General features: G+C 64.0%; 13 protein-coding genes. 2 read left to right on the plus strand and 11 right to left on the minus strand.

Annotated elements, in window-relative coordinates; all coding sequences use genetic code 11:
• Nucleotides 1–53 precede the first annotated feature (53 nt).
• Both ACW17Z_RS01655 and ACW17Z_RS01660 read right to left on the minus strand, forming a co-directional pair.
• Nucleotides 54–2,042, minus strand: coding sequence for a UvrD-helicase domain-containing protein (locus tag ACW17Z_RS01655; RefSeq protein ID WP_492057343.1), 1,989 nt, complete (start codon nt 2,040–2,042; stop codon nt 54–56).
• Between the two features lie 2 nt (nt 2,043–2,044).
• Nucleotides 2,045–3,922 (minus strand): ATP-dependent nuclease, encoded by a 1,878-nt coding sequence (locus ACW17Z_RS01660; RefSeq protein WP_492057344.1) that lies wholly within the window; start codon nt 3,920–3,922, stop codon nt 2,045–2,047.
• Between the two features lie 168 nt (nt 3,923–4,090).
• Between ACW17Z_RS01660 and ACW17Z_RS01665 the strand changes: the two genes are divergently transcribed.
• Nucleotides 4,091–5,461 (plus strand): RES family NAD+ phosphorylase, encoded by a 1,371-nt coding sequence (locus ACW17Z_RS01665; RefSeq protein WP_492057345.1) that lies wholly within the window; start codon nt 4,091–4,093, stop codon nt 5,459–5,461.
• A gap of 270 nt (nt 5,462–5,731) precedes the next feature.
• Here the strand turns inward: ACW17Z_RS01665 and ACW17Z_RS01670 are convergent, their stop codons facing one another.
• The gene (locus tag ACW17Z_RS01670; RefSeq protein ID WP_492057347.1) at nt 5,732–5,944 is read right to left on the minus strand and encodes a helix-turn-helix transcriptional regulator; all 213 of its coding nucleotides are present in this window, start codon (nt 5,942–5,944) and stop codon (nt 5,732–5,734) included.
• An 86-nt stretch (nt 5,945–6,030) separates the two neighbouring features.
• Here ACW17Z_RS01670 and ACW17Z_RS01675 point away from each other — a divergent pair, with 86 nt between their 5' ends.
• Nucleotides 6,031–6,306 carry a hypothetical protein gene (locus ACW17Z_RS01675; protein ID WP_492057348.1) on the plus strand — a complete coding sequence of 92 codons (276 nt, stop codon included), beginning with the start codon at nt 6,031–6,033 and terminating at the stop codon, nt 6,304–6,306.
• Nucleotides 6,307–6,710: 404 nt separating this feature from the next.
• On the opposite strand, the gene ACW17Z_RS01680 is transcribed toward ACW17Z_RS01675, so the two are convergent.
• The 8 genes from ACW17Z_RS01680 to ACW17Z_RS01715 form a co-directional block, all read right to left on the minus strand.
• Nucleotides 6,711–7,118, minus strand: a complete 408-nt coding sequence (locus tag ACW17Z_RS01680) for a hypothetical protein (protein WP_492057349.1) — start codon at nt 7,116–7,118, stop codon at nt 6,711–6,713.
• Entirely contained in the window at nt 7,115–9,076 is a 1,962-nt protein-coding gene (locus ACW17Z_RS01685; RefSeq protein WP_492057350.1) for a hypothetical protein, read from the minus strand. The genes ACW17Z_RS01680 and ACW17Z_RS01685 overlap by 4 nt, the downstream gene beginning before the upstream one ends.
• Nucleotides 9,069–10,562, minus strand: coding sequence for a site-specific integrase (locus ACW17Z_RS01690; RefSeq protein ID WP_492057351.1), 1,494 nt, complete (start codon nt 10,560–10,562; stop codon nt 9,069–9,071). Before ACW17Z_RS01690 ends, ACW17Z_RS01685 begins: the two co-directional genes overlap by 8 nt.
• Entirely contained in the window at nt 10,552–11,748 is a 1,197-nt protein-coding gene (locus tag ACW17Z_RS01695; RefSeq protein ID WP_492057352.1) for a tyrosine-type recombinase/integrase, read from the minus strand. The genes ACW17Z_RS01690 and ACW17Z_RS01695 overlap by 11 nt, the downstream gene beginning before the upstream one ends.
• 127 nt (nt 11,749–11,875) lie before the next feature.
• Nucleotides 11,876–12,388 (minus strand): single-stranded DNA-binding protein, encoded by a 513-nt coding sequence (ssb, locus tag ACW17Z_RS01700; protein ID WP_492057353.1) that lies wholly within the window; start codon nt 12,386–12,388, stop codon nt 11,876–11,878.
• Nucleotides 12,389–12,518: 130 nt separating this feature from the next.
• Nucleotides 12,519–12,914, minus strand: coding sequence for a hypothetical protein (locus ACW17Z_RS01705; RefSeq protein ID WP_492057354.1), 396 nt, complete (start codon nt 12,912–12,914; stop codon nt 12,519–12,521).
• Between the two features lie 13 nt (nt 12,915–12,927).
• The gene (locus ACW17Z_RS01710) at nt 12,928–13,608 is read right to left on the minus strand and encodes a hypothetical protein (protein ID WP_492057355.1); all 681 of its coding nucleotides are present in this window, start codon (nt 13,606–13,608) and stop codon (nt 12,928–12,930) included.
• 47 nt (nt 13,609–13,655) lie between these two features.
• On the minus strand, nt 13,656–16,475 hold the full coding sequence (locus tag ACW17Z_RS01715; protein WP_492057356.1) for a hypothetical protein: 2,820 nt from the start codon (nt 16,473–16,475) through the stop codon (nt 13,656–13,658).
• Nucleotides 16,476–16,495 lie beyond the last annotated feature (20 nt).

The raw sequence follows: 16,495 nt of genomic DNA on the forward strand, positions 1-16,495 counted from the left end.
CCCCGCGGCTATGGGTCACGTGACGAATCCTCGACGTGGATGGCGACGGTCGTTCAGGCCGCCGATGGCGCGGCGGGTGCCGCCGAAAGATCGACCAGCTTCCAGCCCTGCGCCACGGCGGCCGCGCGCAGGGCCTGGGTGGCGACCTCAGCGCGGATCGCCAGGCCCAGGAGCTCCCGTGGACGCGTCACGGCCACGAAGACGTTGGTCGCCGCCGTCAGAGCCACGCCGTCAAAGACCTCATTGGTCAGGCTGAAGGCGTGCGGCAGCACCGTCTCGAGGTCCATGCACTGGTCCTTGGCCGCCGGACCCCGCCAGATCTGGCTTTCCACCACTAGGATGCCGTCGACGGTTTTGCCCTTGACTGAATGGATCGAGCCCAGCCGCACGATCAGGTCCTCGAAGCGGACCTCCTTTTTGCTCGCCTGCGGGGCCTTGGCGTCGTCGAGGTCCTGGCCCTCGACATAGACGCAATGGGCCTGCACCGACGCGTCGGCGGGCCCCAGCAGCGCCAGCAACGCCTGCACGAAGCCCTGCCATCCTGCCTCGGACCATGGAGCCTCACCGGCCAGGACCTGGTCGCGCAGAAGCCTGCGGATCTTGCGTGGCAGGGTCGCGTCTTGGCTGGAGAGCGCCGTCCACACATTGTGGGCGGTGACGATCTTTTCCCCTGCGGCCTTCAGACCATAGAGGCCGCACAGCGTGGCCATGGCGGTCGCCAGCATCTGTCCGACCTCGACCGGAGCGCGCCTGGCCGCGTGATGGAGCGCGGCCTTCTGCATCTGTCGGCAGAAGCGGTCGGCGGTCAGCCGGGCGCTGCCCTCGGCGCGGTAGGCGGGATGATAGTCGACAAGGCTCTTCACCGACCAAGGCCCCTTTCCTCGCCCGGGGATGTTGTGGCGCGAGGCCACCGCCCAGAGGGTCTTGGCCCGGGCCGTCTCGCCGAAATGACCGCGCGCCTCGCCGGCGAAAGCGCCGATCACGCCACCGATCGTGGCCTGATCGAACACCAAGAGGACACGGCTGGAAACGCGGGCGGGGTCGCCGACGATGGTCTGGGCCTTGCGGGCGGTCAGACGGCTGGCGAAGCTGGCGATCTCGCCCCCGAACCGGCGGCTGGAGTCCAGCGGGATGGAGGCCGCCCCCGGCGTCCAGTAGTCGCTCGCTCCCAGGGCCGGGTCCTCGTAGAGGGTTTGGTTGCTGTCGCCCAGACGCTGGAAGGCGCCCCCGTCTCTGAAGAGGTGCTCGAGTAGCTGCATCTGCCGGCCGTTGGTATCCTGGGCCTCGTCGAGGATCACCAACGGGAACCGCGCCTTGAGCCGATCGGCGAGGCCCGGCGTGGTCTCCAGCGCCCGCCAGGCCAGGGCGGTCATATCGCCATATCGATAGAGCCCGCGCCGGACCATCGCGGCCTTAAGCTGGGACAGCGCCTTACCGCACCCGGTGTCGGCACCGTGCTGCCCCTTGATCCGGCGAACGGCCAGGGACTGGGGCGCGGGCCCTACGTCGACGAAGTCGCTCGCCAGCTCCAGCCCGCTGACCCAGGCTTCGACCGTGGCCTTGGCTGGCCGCTGGGACTTGTTGGCGTGCCAGTCCAGCGCCTGCCAGCTGGCGTAGCACCGAAGCGCTTCGGCCTCGAAGACGTCGTCGTCGATCTGCCGGATCGGCCAGCCTAGGCCGCGCAGGTAAGGCAGGGCCAGGTACTGGTTGATGAACGTGGTGACCGTCCCGGTGAAATGGGGATAGGCCATCAGCCGCGCCGCGCCCGGGTGCCCGGCGATCAGCTCCTCGACCTCCGAGCGCGCGGCGTTGGTGTGGGAGATCACGCACACCCCCTGGCGGCGGTCGACCCAGGTCCTGGACAGCAGGGCCAGCTTGGCAGCCAGAAGGGTCGTCTTACCGTTGCCCGGCGCGGCCTGGACATCGCAGGTCGTCATGCAGCCCAGGAAGTCAGCGTGGCTGGTGTGGCCAAAGTCGCAGCCGCCAAGCTCCTCGCCGAGGGCGGCCAGGAGCTCTGGAGTGATCGGCGCGATCTCAAGCATGTTCAGCCGCCTGCCGGACCCGGCGCGCCGCCGGTCACGTGGTCGAGGGCGGCCACCAGATAGGGCGGAAAGATAGCCCGCATGGCCGCAGGCGTCTCGGTCCGGGCGCGTAGGATCGCGGCCAGCTGTTCGGCGACCTCGGCCTTGGAGGCGGCCTTGTCGTGCACGGGGCGGAAGATGTTGACCGCGATCTCGACGTCCGAGAGACCCTGGCGCTTCCAGTCGGCATAGGCCTGGGCGGCCTCTAGACGGATCTTCTCCAGCCAGGCAGGGTTTCGGCTGGTGGTCTTGGCCTGCTGCACGGCCAGGTGAACGTCGGCAGCCAGGGCCGGCTGCAGCGCCAGATCGAACTCCAGCGTCCAGGCTTCGGCGATGAACGCCTTGACGCCGCCGCCCTCGTCGCGGGTCAAGGTCGCCATGTGAGCGGTCAGGTCCTCCTCCTCCAACTCGTCCAGCGTCAGGCGCGGTTTGACCAGAACCTTGGCCTCAGGCGGCGGAATGTCCCAGTCGGGGATCAGGGCTACGGGAACGCCGACTGCCGGTCCCGCCTTGCGCTGCAGGATGCGGCTGTAGCGGAATAGGCCCCGATGGCCGACCTTGACGATCGAGACGCCGTGACGGCTGAGCGGCCGGCCCAGTTTTTCAGCGAGGGCCGGCAGCAGCAGGTTCTCACCGTCGCCTTCCACGACGATCAGAGCCCTGGCGAAGAACAGGTTGGCCTTGGTGGCGTCCAGGAAGCGGCGGAGGAACTCGTAGTCGTCGACCTCCAGACGGGTGTGGGCCGCGCCGAGGGGAAACGCCCGGTGGCCGATGATCATGGTCATCGTCTCCAGGTCCGCCCCCGCCGCCAGCTGCGGGCTGTGCGTGGTCAGCAGGATCTGCACCTGCTGGCGTTGCTCCTGGTCCTTGGGCGGCGCCGCGCGCGCGGAAAGGACATCCATAAACAGCGTCTGGTGCTGGGGATGAAGGTGGGCCTCCGGTTCCTCGATCAGCAGGAACGGCACTTGGTCGGGATGCGACTGCAGCAGCAGGAGCTCGGCGGCCATGAACAGCAGGTTGTTGTAGCCTAAGCCCCGCAGCACCCGCTCGCCGCCTCGGGAGGGATTCAGATAGAGCTCGAAACGCTCCAGGATCTGGTCGAAGCTTCCCCCGGCGCCTAGGTCGAGGGTCGCCACCAGCGGATCATCGGCGAAGGACAGCTGGCTGAGGAAGTCGGTGTTGACGCTGGTCTTGACCTCGTCGATGGCCGCATTGCCGCGCACGTTCCGGTCGGCTGCGGCCAGGGTGTCATGGAGTGTCGGCTTGGCGGGGTTCGAACCTGGCCGGGCCTGGGGGCCCATGGCCGGCATCGCCCCAAGGATCCGCGACAGGCGCGAGCGCCGTCCGGCCCGAAGCTCGCGCTCGGCGTCGCGCAGGGGCTTCAGATAGGTCGCCTTCAGATATTCGCGGAGTTCGCCGTCGAGCGGCAGCCCCTCCCCTTCAGCCCCGGCCCGATGTTGGCTGGTCACTACGCTGCCCCCACCCGGCGACGCGCGCACCGAGGCGCGCAGGCACACGTGCAGGCGAAGCCGGCCGCCGTCATTGACGCACCACTCCAAGAACCGCGATTCCTCCTCGGGGCTCAGGCAGTCGAAGGTACAGCGCACGACGAAGTCGCAGGTCCGCACGCCGGAAGCGTCGACGTGGAAGTCGTGCAGGTCGGGCCGAATGTAGTCGTCGCCGCGCGTCCAGATGACGTATCGGGCCGCGTCGATGATGGCGCTCTTGCCCGCGTCGTTGGGCCCGACCAGGATGTTGAGCCCCGCCGACAGCGCCAGGCGAAGCGGGCTCTCGGCCGAAAAGCACCGAAAGCCGCTCGCATAGATCTCCGAGATATGCATCGAACGCCCCGCGCGCCCTCCCAGGGCAGAATGCGCCAGAGTACCACCATACCGGGTTCCTCGGACAAGACTTGCGTATCAGGACCGCCGGGGCCGCCTGAAATCGAGTCGGTCGCACTGGACGTTAGGCATCGTGACGCGGCTGGCCGCCCACCCTAGGGTGGCACCATGAAGCCCGCTGCCGCCCTTTGCCACCATTGCGTCTCCGACCCGTCCCTGGCCGAAGCGGTCAAGGCAGAGGGTCAGCGTCGCCTCTGCGTCGATTGCGGCCGGCGCCGGTTGGGCCTTCCCCTGCGCGACCTGGCCGACAAGATCGACATGGCCATCTCCGAAAACTACGTGGTCGACCGCACCGACGAGGGCGTCGGCTACGCGGCGCTGGTGTCGGAGACGGCCGGGGTCAGCCCGGCGGTCGGCGAGGCCATTCAGGAAATGCTGTCGTCCGAGCGCGCCTATGAGGCCGCCCATGGCGGCGAGGAGAATGTTTTCGAGGCCACCTTCGAGGAGGCCCCACTGGACCGTCGTCCCCATCAGGGCCGTTGGCGGGACTTCAAGGCTAGCGTCCGGGGCGAGGCGCGGTTCTTCAACCGCCAGGCCGAGCAGTGGCTGGACGAGATCTTCGCCGACATCGAAACCCATGCCGATTGGCGTGGCCAATTGGTGGCGCGGACGGTGTTTCCCGAGGAGCCCGAGGCGACCCTGACGCGGGGCCGGGTGGCCTTCGACGAGGCGGACCTACAGGCCTTTCTGGCCCGTCCGGATCGAGCGCTGGGGCCGCCGCCGCGCGGCATGGCCTCGTCGGGTCGGATGAACGCGGCGGGCGTGTCGGTGTTTTATGGCGCAGAGGAGCTGGCCACCTGCCGGGCCGAGATCCGGCCGCCAGTGGGCGCCCATGCCGTCTTCGCACAGTTCCAGCTGCTGCGACCCGTCCGGATGCTTGATTTCGACCTGCTCGGGGCCATCAAAGTCGAGGGCAGCATCTTTGACCCGGACTATATCCGACGCTGCGACCGGGTGGCGTTCCTGCGCACCTTCGGCGCGGAGATCTCTCAGCCGGTGATGCCGCGCGACGAGGCCTTCGGCTATCTGCCCACCCAGATCGTGGCCGACTACATCGCCCAGCGCCTGGGGTTTGACGGCTTGTTCTATCGCTCGACCCAGGCCGGCGGCGCCAAGCGCAACCTGGTGCTGTTCAACCGCGCCGCCCGTGTCGCGTTCATCGACCGGTCCAATGTCGACACCGAGGTGGACCTGGGCTGGTGGGACGAGGACGAGCACGACGGTGACGACAGCATCACCATCCGCGAGGTGGAGCGGGCGCCCAAAGGCGGGGACACGGTTGCGCAAGCCGACCCTCCCGCGCCGGAGGAGGTCGCGGCGTTGGAGGCGGACCTGGATGATCCTCGCCCGGTGACGCTGCGGTTCGTGCCCGACAGCCTCGTGGTCCAGCGGATCGAGGCGACCGATTACGATGCCCCGGGCCGGGCGGTGCGGCGGTCGCACTATGCCCACGACGCCTTCGACAACCTGCCGTTCTAGGTGGTCTAGGCCGCGCTCAGGCCCGCTTATAAAATCGCTCGAAGGCGGCGATCCGCTTGGGGGTCAGGTGCGGGTCATGGCGGGCGTTCGGCGATGATGCGCCAGGTGGGGGCGCGGGCGGCCTCCTGCAGACGGGCCAGGGCCACCTAGAGAGCGCGCCCAGCCGGCGTGGCCGGTGCTCAAGACGATGACGATGTCGACCTTGGCCAGAAAGCCGACCTTCTCAACGTCCGCGATGAGTCAGATGTGACGGTGACGAACTCGGCGCGCCTAAGCGTCAAATAAATCACGAGGCCGGCAGTTCAAACCTCGCGCGAGAGCGTAAACGGATTTGAGCCCCGCATTTCGCTCGCCACGCTCGATCCCGCCGATGTAGTTGCGGTGCAGTCCAGCACGATCAGCGAGCTCTTCCTGGCTCAGCTCGGCAGCGAGCCTGAGAAGGCGTATTGTTCGCCCAAATTTTTGAAGATCCGCATCGGCCACTTGTGGAACGTTGCGGGGATCGCCGCGTCGCTCTACACATGATCAGTGTGATTTTCACACTGCTTGTGTGCAGCGGAAATTACGGAATGGCCAAAGCCGTCCCCACTATCGAGGTTCCTGCGCTCATCGACGCAGTGGTCGATGCGATCGCCGGCGACGGAATGCAGGCTCGGCTCGATGTCCAGATCGCGATTTTCAATCACACGATGACTGCTATGGTCGAGACGCGTCGGGCCGCTTCAGATCACGCACGCATTTCCAAGAAAATTATGGCCGCACTCGTCGACTATATAGGAGACTTATTGACCGAAGACTTCGCGGACTTTGAGATCGAGATCAAACGAGCAAGGAGCGGCTCCTAATATAGAACAGCGATATTTTCTTCAGAACTACACACTGCGAGCTTGCCGAGACCTCCGTGAGCGACCAAAAGCAACGATATAGACGCCAACGCCAAATGCTGCATTGGGCGCAAGGAGGATTGTGCGCCGGATGCGCACGTCCGGTTAGTCGTCATGGGAAGAAGCCACACGATGGGCCTAACTACCCGACTTTCGACCATGTGGATCCGAAGCGCCTAGGCGGTTGGCGGACCCTCGCGAACGGTCTCTTGAAACACCGCAAGTGTAATGGAGCGCGAGGTGGCACCCTGCCGACTGGATGTGACCTTGTCTGGCAGTCGGCCGTCACAGACCGCCTTCGTTCATACATCGCAGGCGAGGTGTTGAACCACAGCCTTGGCTGATTTTGAAATACGGGTTGCCGCTTAATTGCGAGCAGCTGGCGGGATAGCCTGATCAAGCTTCCGTTCGTCCAAACCAAAGAGACTAGCATTGTACGCCCAGGTCACGAACCGTTCGAGAAGCGCGTCATTTTGATCGCCGAGACGCCTATTTTCCGCTTCCAGACGCTCAATCCGCTCAAGAGCGATCATCAACTCACCCGTAGCTCGGCGGGGAAGCGGAGCTGCGGCTAACTCCTCCCTGCGGCGACTAAAGGCGCGAGCAAGATCGGGATAGCGATGAAGGGCCTGACGGACGTAGGTGACGTGAAGCACGCTGGCAATTCGCCAGATCAACGCGTTCCAAGTTAGTGGCGGCGCCGCCCAGCCATCGATGATCCCAAGAACGATCTTAACGTCCTCCGGGGTTAGGTTCGGCGCGCGCCTCTTCATTGCGGTGGCAACGATTTGTGCGAGTTCGCCCCCATCTCATCACCGCTAGGGACGGTGACACCATGGTCGCCGACCAAGGCTCCATCAGGAACACTGGGATCAGACAGCAGTGCGACAATTCGCTCGCCGCGCCGCACGGTTCGTTCCTGGTGCGCGGTCCATCGGTCAGCGCCTTCATATCCCTCCTCCATTCCCGCTTGTGCGAGCAGAAGGAGCCGCTTCGAATTAGCTAGAAACTCGATTAGGCGCTTCTGCTTGGCGAGATCGCCCTTCACGCAGACATGCTCCTCACAATTCATGCAATCGCTGTGGAGCTGACAGGGCAACATTGCGAAGTCGTGGAGACAAAAGCCAAACTCCGTCACATGCGCGGCACCATTTTCGGCCTGAACGAAATCATCCCTTGTCGCGGGGGGCTGGACCCGAACTGGAAGCGTCTCCGCAGGTGCCCCCGCGACTTCGTTCAGGTCATCCAGCAGTTCGTCGGCGGAGACATGGTCGTAGGCGGCGTTCTGCGAGACCGATTTTCGTCCGCTCCATTTTGCGATGTCGAGCGGATCTACTCCGCGGCGCTGCGCCTGCGTATTCAGCCAATGGCGAAAGGCATGGGTCCTGATTTTGATGGGAGACCCATCTTCATTCGCAATGCCAAGCCGGCTAAACATCGACGCCATTCCGTGTTGCGTCCGTCCACCCAAGGCATCTCTAATTTGGCTCTGCGTGATCGGTTCGATCATACATAGCGACGTCCCGCGGTCGGTGCGGAACTCATTGAACTGAGCAACGAATAGGGCCTCTGACGCCACTAGCCCGGTGCCCTCTTCGACAACTGGAAAGCGGCTAGGGAGATCGCGAAGGACTTCGGCTTCGAACTCACTGAAGCTGAATCTTTGGCCTGCCGCAGAATGTTGAATGCTCACACCGCGCCGCGCCCCCCAGGATTGTGCGTTGCATCCGAGCAGTTCGTCAGCCTCATCTAATCCGATGCTTGGATGGGCCCGCAGATGTTCGAGATGAGGCGGCAGATAGAGGCTTTCCGGACTTCGCTCGTACCAAGCTGAGATTTTTCGCGCCTCAGCAGTAACTTCCTTGATCATGGAGATCGCCGTGCGTGCTGTCGGAGCCATAGAGGAGGGAATCCAGCGAATTTCGGGATCGACGCCCTTCTCAGTCCACCACCTGATTCCGAAGCTAGGCGTTCCATCGACGGTGTGATCGTCAACCTCGCAATTCTCCCGCATCCGCAACACCTCGCCGATACGTCCTGGCGCGCAGCAAAGGAGCGCAGCTGTCGCCGCAACAAGCCGGTCTGAGGGATGAGTTGCCCGACGAAAAGCAAGTGTCACCGCCTCCAGACTATCGTTCGTAGGCAGTAGCTTGGCGCGCTTGGCCTCATGCTCCGGCCCCACCCGCACCTGGTCGCGAGGTCGTTTGATAGGGTTGCGCCATGAGAAAGGCGCGGCGACCAAACGTTCCTCAGCGAGGAATTCGCAGATCGCCTCCAATTGCGCGCCGATGCGGTACGCACCGACCTTTTCATAGTGGTCCGCAATCAGTCGGGCCGCATGATCAATCACGTCCGCCCTTAGCTGTGCAATCTGCAAATCGTGACTTCGCAACGCTGCATCGAGCGATCTGAGAGCCGCAAGACGCTGATGAACGCCTGTAGTGGGACGGATCTGTTGAAGCTGGACGAGGTACGCCTTGGCGAACTCCCGCGCATCCCCACGCATCAAGAACGGTTGTTTGGTCTTCGCCGATTCAAGGGTGGAGAAGGTAATCCTCATTCGCCCGAGACCGCTGCCCTGGACGACGGCCGTCACGTCCCAATTATCGGCGTCGAAATCGTTGGTGTCGGAAAATGGATTGGGAGCCTGCCTAGCCAGCGCGATGAACGCTTTCATCCTGCGATCGGCAGCTTCCGCAGATCGAGAAATAAGCGGCGTGACATCAGGCATCGGACATCTCGTCGCAAAGCTGCACGATCTGCGTGACAGCGAGGATGGCGCGATCATTCGCGGCGGCCACGCGCTCGCTTCCTAGCCCTTTCAGACGCAGGCGCTCGGCCAAGAGATGCTGGAGCACTTCTTGGTGTGGACCATCTCGCCACGCACGAAAGCTCGAGCAAGTATAACAGCCAGCCGGCGCAGCGAGTTGGCAGTTTGCTGATGACCCACAGCGCCCCAGTGGCGCGCGATGCCCAAATCGTGGATCTCTAATTGTCCCTCCTGGCGCGTCCGAGATCGAGTAAGCGCCTTCGAACTCTCCAGCAAACGCCCGCGCCAGCGGCGCTAGAGACCTTGCGAGTGCTTCATCCAGCCGATCGATGATGTCGGGACGCGCTTCGACGTAGACGCCCGCATTCTGAAGATCTGAATGGTCCAGCATCTCCGCAATCACCATGATCCCACGACCTTCTGCAGCAGCGCGAGTACCTAGCGTTCGCCGCAAGCGAGTCGGGTTCAGGCGCAGCGGGAGACCGGTTCGCTCCGAATGAACCCCTACTCGCTCAAGTGCGGATCGCACCCGGTAATGCATTTCCAAGCCAGTGGGATGCCATTCAAGGCCAGGGGTGAACGCCAAAGCACTAACCGACGAAGCTGGAAACATGGGAAAGCCGGCGGGACAGCTTTGGCCATTTAACCGCTCAGCTACTTCAGCGACGTGCACCTCAAGCAACCGCGCCAGAGCCGGCACAAGCGGACGTTCCTTGAAGGTGGCCCGACTGCCTTGTTCTGGCTGCTTAGCCCTAGGGACGCGGAGTATCGTCTGGCCATCATCACCTGCAGGAAGCAGATCTAAGGTTTTCAGGGCAGCGAGTTGCACTGGCCGAAGGCCAAGCGTCATGCACAACATGGCGAGTGCGTAAGACTCTCTCGACCCTGCGCCGTCTCGAAAGTCCGAGTTGACGGCACCAACAAGGGCGGAAAACTCGATATCGGTCAGAGGACCAGAGATTGGGCAAGCCGTCCGTACAGCCTCCCCTTTTCGATTGCCTTGGAGCCTAAGCTGCCTAAGCAGCCGTTCGGCGTCCACATGGATGCCCGGCAGATCGAATAGCAACCAGCGCCTAAACGCCCCCGCGAGGGTTGTAAGATACCAACGTTGCCCCTCTGGAAGCATGGAGCGATAGCCGAGGATGAGCGAAGCGGTTATCTCGGCGATTGGGGTTTGCGTGGCCTGCGATCGCAGAAAGTGGAGAAACCGCTGGTAGATCCCGTTAGCTAAAGATGCCGACCGGCTCTGCACGTACCAAAGCATTAGTCGCCGGAAGGCCGATAGTAACTCGGGTGAGCATCCGCCAAGAGCTCCGAAATCGATGTGTACGATCTGCAAACCGCTTCGAAATCGCCACACGTCCTGTCGCGGGTCAAACACCACGTCATCGAATGACCGGGCCTTCTCAGGCAACTCGCTGCGATGAGCGTTGGGCTTAGCGCTCATTTGCAGCCACCTCGCTCACCACGCGGCCTTGCATCATCAGCAAAGCCTCATTTGAGCGTTTGATGATGTGGCGACGGTTGTATCGCTGTGCGGACCCGGTCCAGGTCCAACCTTGAAGGTACATGCGCAGGCGCTGTTCATCGCCTGGCTTGACACCTTTTGCATCCATCAAGGCTGAGAAGCGGTCGTTCCAGTCGTGCCTGAGCACGTGACTTGTAAGATCCGCCGGCAGACCGTCGATGGCGCGAAACCGGACAAAGACTTTATCGAGGCCTGAAGCGGAAAGCGGCGCCCCATATCGGGTGTCGATAAATAGGAACCCGTGCTTGCGAGCGGCGGGCAACGCCTTGCGAGATTCAAGAATATAGCGGGAAAGATCCGCGCCCAGATCGGACCCAATCTCAAGGATTCGCTCCTCGGTCTTCGCCACTGGTTGCCGCCGTCTCGGATCCTTTGGGTTGTCGGGGCGCCGCCTAATGCTCAGGCGACATTGGCGGACATCGATGTCCTCCAAGCGCAGCGCGAGGAGTTCGCCGCGACGAATACCAAGGTCATAGAGCAGCCGGACGATTAGAAAGTTGCGAGCCCGGCACGCCGAATTGCCCCACGGGTTGCTCGCGCCCGCCGGCTCGATCACGCCTAATAGCCGGGCGCGCTGCTTTTCCGTGAGGCCCGATCGTTGCCCGCCACTTAGCCGCACGGACGGCAACCGAGCCTTCAGCTCTGCAAGCAGCCGCTCCCGCTGAACCTTATAGCGCTCTGGGAACACGTCGCCGGAGGATAGCTGGTGAAGCCGCCGGGCAGTGAGCCACGCTAGGTAGGCTCGTATCGCGCGCAGGCGGTTCGCACTTGTCTGCCGAGACAACCTCCGGGGAACGGACTGTCGGTCGCCGCGCTGACGATGCCGCTCGGTCGAAGAAACAAGTCCGTCAAGCTCCGCAACGGAAAGAAGCTCGCCGGTTCGGACACGGTCGGCAAGGTCGATGCGGCGCCCCGAACAGAATTCGAGCAAGACCTGAAGGCCGACGAGGTGCAGCTGTAGCGTGTTAGCAGCACGGCCGCGCAGACGGCTTACGGCATACACCAGAGGATCGAACAGTGGTTGCTGTCGAGCGCGATCGAGAAGGACGGGAAGCCGCTCTCCGCCCTTAAGCACGAGCACTCGAATGGTCGTTGAGCCGTCCATTTACGGTCAATCCTGGTGGGTTTTACCCACGCTAATTCGACCGATCTAAATTGGGCAGATGCAATAAAAAAGTGACCGATTCCAAAGGGAACCGGCCACTTGTTTACAACCATACCTCAAAGGGCAATTAGAACGGGATTTCGTCGTCGAGGTCGGCCGAGAAGCTCTCGCGCGGACCGCTAGGCTGGCTGCGCGGCGCGCCGCCGCCATAGCCGCCACCGCCACCGCCACCGCCACCGCTGGAGTAGCCGTCATCGCCACCGCCCGACGAGGCGCCTGCGCCGTCGCCGCGACCGCCCAGCATGGTCAGTTCACCGCGGAACTTCTGCAGCACGATCTCGGTGGAATACTTTTCGGCGCCGGTGTTGTCGGTCCATTTGCGGGTCTGGATCGCGCCCTCGATATAGACCGTCGAGCCCTTGCGCAGATACTGCTCGGCCACCTTCACCAGATTGTCGTTGAAGATCACGACCCGGTGCCATTCGGTCTTTTCCTTGCGCTCGCCCGAGGTGCGGTCGCGCCAGCTTTCCGAGGTGGCGATGCGCAGATTGGCGACGCGGTCACCGGAACCCAGGCTGCGGATTTCGGGATCGGCCCCGAGGTTGCCCACCAGAATGACCTTGTTGACGCTGCCCGCCATCGTTTCGACCTTGTTCTCGCCCGGCGACCTGCGCGCCGGAATCCGATCAAGACGTTAATGGAGTGCCGCGGTCAACTCAATTTGTTCTCAATACGTTCTTGTGGACGGTGGGCATTTTGGGCGAATGGCGTTATTGCGCCGGCGCCTGGCGGATCGCGCCCGGCACTGCCAGACGGCCGTCTCCGGTACGAACCAGCGACATGAAGCGCGCTCCGTCATAGGTCTGGCCCAGATAGATCCCTTCCTTTTCCAGGAAGATGAAGCTGCCCTGGTACGCCCCGGTGAGGTTCCGGTTAGGGCTGCCCATGCGTACGAAACGAATGCGCATCCCTTCGAGGGTCCCGGCGCACTGCTCCATGGACTGGACGTTGCGCTCCACGGGATTGAAACGCAGAGTCTTGTCCTTGTTGGTCGCCACATGGAAGCAGACGCCCTTCTCGAAGGGGGCCTTGATCTGCTTTTCGCACGCGGTCAGGGCAAGGCCTGCGGCGGCGACGGCGACTGCAATCAGGATCGGACGGCGCATGGCGGTACTCGTCTTAGCCGGCGGCCGGGATCGAGCAGTTCGGTCCCTGGTCGATCACGGTGTGGAAGGAACGATTGTCGAACGACGCTTCAACACGGCCAGGAACCAGCCGCAGGGTTTCCTCGCCCCAGCGACCGTAGGTGGCCCCGCCCGGTCGCTCGCAGCGTCCGGCGAAAAGGGTCTGGGCGCAGGCGTTCAGGGTGATGTCACCCGGAAGACGACGCCACTCGGCGCCGGAATAGCGCCAACAGGCCGCCAGGGGTGTGCTGGAGGCGGTCGCGGCCGGCAAAGGCGCGGGTCCTGGCGTCACGGCCGATGGCGGCGGGGCGTCGATGGCGGGCGGCGGCAGCGGTGTCAGAACCGTACCGGCCTGATCGGCGGCGGCCAGGGCCCCGGTCTCGTCAACGCCGACATCCAGAGCGCCTGTGGCGACGCCATTCTTCTTGGCGCATTCGGCCAGGGTGGTCTCGCCGACGAACTGACCGCCGACGAAGCAGCGTAGCGGCCGCGCCGGGTCCAGCTTGGTGTCGTCGGCTCGTCCCGTCTCGACGATCAGGCCGGCGCGGGAGGCAGGAGGCGGTTCCGTCGGCTTGTCCTTGCCGCCCAGCAGCCCGATGGCGATGCCGAGACCAGCCAGGAGCGCCAGAGCGGCGCCGCCCGCCAGAACGATGCGTCGGTCTTTCAGAAGTTCCATGAACACTGGCTACGACGCGATGATGGCGCTTTCAAGCGCCACAGGCCCTAACCGCCCGTCAAACGGTTCAGGGCAGCCTGATAATTGGAAATCTGGTTCTTCAGATAGGCTGGCACCGTGCCTCCGGTCTTGCCCGAGGTGGCGGCGGCGCTGCTGTCGATCCCCATCGCGATGTCGGCAATTTCGCGATAGGCGGTGCGCACGGACGACATGGAGCGCGTGATCACCGACGAAGCGTTCTTGCGACCCGCCTCGTCCGACAGATCCAGTTCGGGCGGCAGTTGCAGGCCAAACACCGGGCCACCGCCATCGGCCGAAACCGTCTTGCCGCTCTCGACCTTGGTGTTGCGAACAACGCCGGCGGCCAGACCCAGGGCCTGAAGCACGTCGGTGCCGCCCTTCCCCGCCAGGACCTCGATCGTTGAGGTCGCATAGGCGGGACTGATCTTCAGCTTGCGGACATTGCCGTCGCTGGACATATCGACCTTTGCCCGGAAACCCGAAGCGCGCTTGATCTTGTCGGCCAGGGTTTCCAGCGTGTCCTTGGCGTCGATGGTGATCGTCGTCAGCGTGCCGCGCTCCCGGGTGCGGATCTGGAACGTATCCCCCGCGCGGGCGGCCGTCGCGGAGACCAGGCGCTCCGACTGGCTGAAATCCATCTTGCCCTTGGGCAGACCAAAGGCGTCGAGACTGCTGGAGCCGGCCTGGTCGACCGCGATCGAGGTCGGCGCCGCATAGCCGTCCTTGCCGGTCAGCCGCTGCGACCAGGACACCGCGCCCGTGGCGACGTTGATCTGCGCGACATAGCCATCCTTCTCCCCGACCGTCGTCTGCCCTTCGAGATCCTTGCCCGCGGCGCCCACCAGCCACGCCGAGCCGTTTGAGACCGCCATTCCGGTCACGGTGTCGTCGCCCGTACCGCCATAATAGGCCAGGGTGTCGGCGCTGGTGTCGGTCAGATCAAGCGACAGGCGACCCACAAAGCCATCGGAACCACCCGATGCCGCGGCCGTCGTATTGCCAAGGCTCAGCGCGCCATTCGACGTATGGCCGCCCACGTACAGCTGGCCGCCATCGATCTTCAGCCCGACCATCTCGCCGCCCTTCAGCGAGCCGAGATCGCGCACCGCGCCCTGCGAAAGGGTGGCGGCCTTGGTGTAGGTCACCGGCGTCGTGACCGTCACGCCCGCAGACGTGACCGATGTGGCGTTCTCGGTGACGATGGTCGGGGCTACGGTGAAGCTGCGCAGAATGGCGTTGCCGTTTTCCTTGCCGCCCACGACCACCTGAGAGCCGTTCACGACGATGTCGGAGACGGAGTCATTCTCGGCGGTGCCGAACTTCTGGGTGAACAGCGCCTTGGGGCCTCCGTTCAGGTCGGTGGCGAAGGCCGTCAGATAGGAATCGTACTCGCCGCCGCTGGCAGATGTTGAACCCGGCAGGTCGGACTTGGATCGTCCGCCGACATAGAGGATGCCATCAGAGCCGAAAGCGACAGCGGTCGCCTCGTCTTCCAGCATGGCGCCGCGCCGCACCGTCCACTGCTCGTCGCCCTTGTCGTCATAGCGGGTGACGAAGCTGTCGGTCTTGCCCGAGGTGGCGTCGGAATTGATCGGCCCATCGACTGCGCCCTGCAGCCGGCCTGTCACCGAGCCGGCGACAGCGACACTGCCGTCGTCGGCGACCGCCAGGTTGAGGCCGCTCGCCGAGTCTGTGGCGCCCAGGCTGCGGGCATACAGGAGATGGCCGGCCGAATCGTATTTGAGAAGCGCGACGTCCTGGTCGCCCTTGATCACCTGCCCGTTCACATCCTTGGTGACATCGGCCAGCATGTAGATCGAGCCGTCGGAGGCCGACACCGTCTTGCGAACGCTGGATATCGTGCCTTGCAGGGTCTCGGAGAAGACCTTGCCGCCAGGCTGCCCGCCGCCGGCGGCGCTGTACTTGGTCAGGGTGTTCTCGATGACCGCGTCGTCGGTCTTGGTGTCCTTGTCCGGATCGGGATTGCCGGCGGCGGTCGTGATGTAGACGGCAGGCGACGCAGCCGTGGCGGTGAAGGTCAGCTGCTCGGTCGAGTCGCCCTTCACCCGCAGGGCGAAGTCGTCGCCGGTCGCGGGCAGCGTCACCGGCTGACCGTTGACCTGCACGGTTCGGGTCTCACCGACCTTGCGTTCGACGGCAAAGCTGGTCTCGAAGCCCTCGGCCTTGAGCTTGCCATTCATGAAACTGACGACGTTGGACATCGTCCTGGGCGTCGCGCCCATTTGCGACAGGTCCATGGTCACGTTTGTCGTGACGCCGAACCTCTTGACGGACAGGTCGAAGCTGACATTGCCCTGGAACTTGGGCACTTCGTCGTCGGACTGGCCACTGTAGATCGTGTCGGTGATGTAGCTGTAGACGCTCTTGGGCACGCCCACGGTCGAACGGTCGGTGGCCATCACCGCGCCTGGCGTCAGACGCCCCTGATCCAGGCTCATGTTCTGGGTGTAGCTGGTGACTTCAGACAGCCCCTTGGTCAGGGCGGTCTGCAGCCTCTTGAGCTCGCTGTCGGTGACACCCTTTTCGGCTGCCCGCGCCGCGATCGCTGAAAGGGTGTTGAGCGCCTGATAGGTGGCGAAGAGCTTCTTGTAATCGCCGCTGGCGCCCTTGAGGCTGGACGCGTTACCGGCCTCATCGACGAACTTTCGGCCGCTCAAGGCGGCCTTGACCAGGGCGCTGGGCTCGGTGGAGCCGGACATCCACGGCGCCGTTGGGACAACGGCCTTGGATTTCGACGGAGAGCTTGCCGTCGCCGACGCGCCGTTCAGCTGGCCCGTGCGAGCCTGATAGTAGCCGAGCAGTGCGCTGGTATCGAAGGTGATCACGGCGGGTCCTGTCGGGGCGC

It is taken from the genome of Caulobacter sp. GSs2 (genome assembly GCF_058680895.1).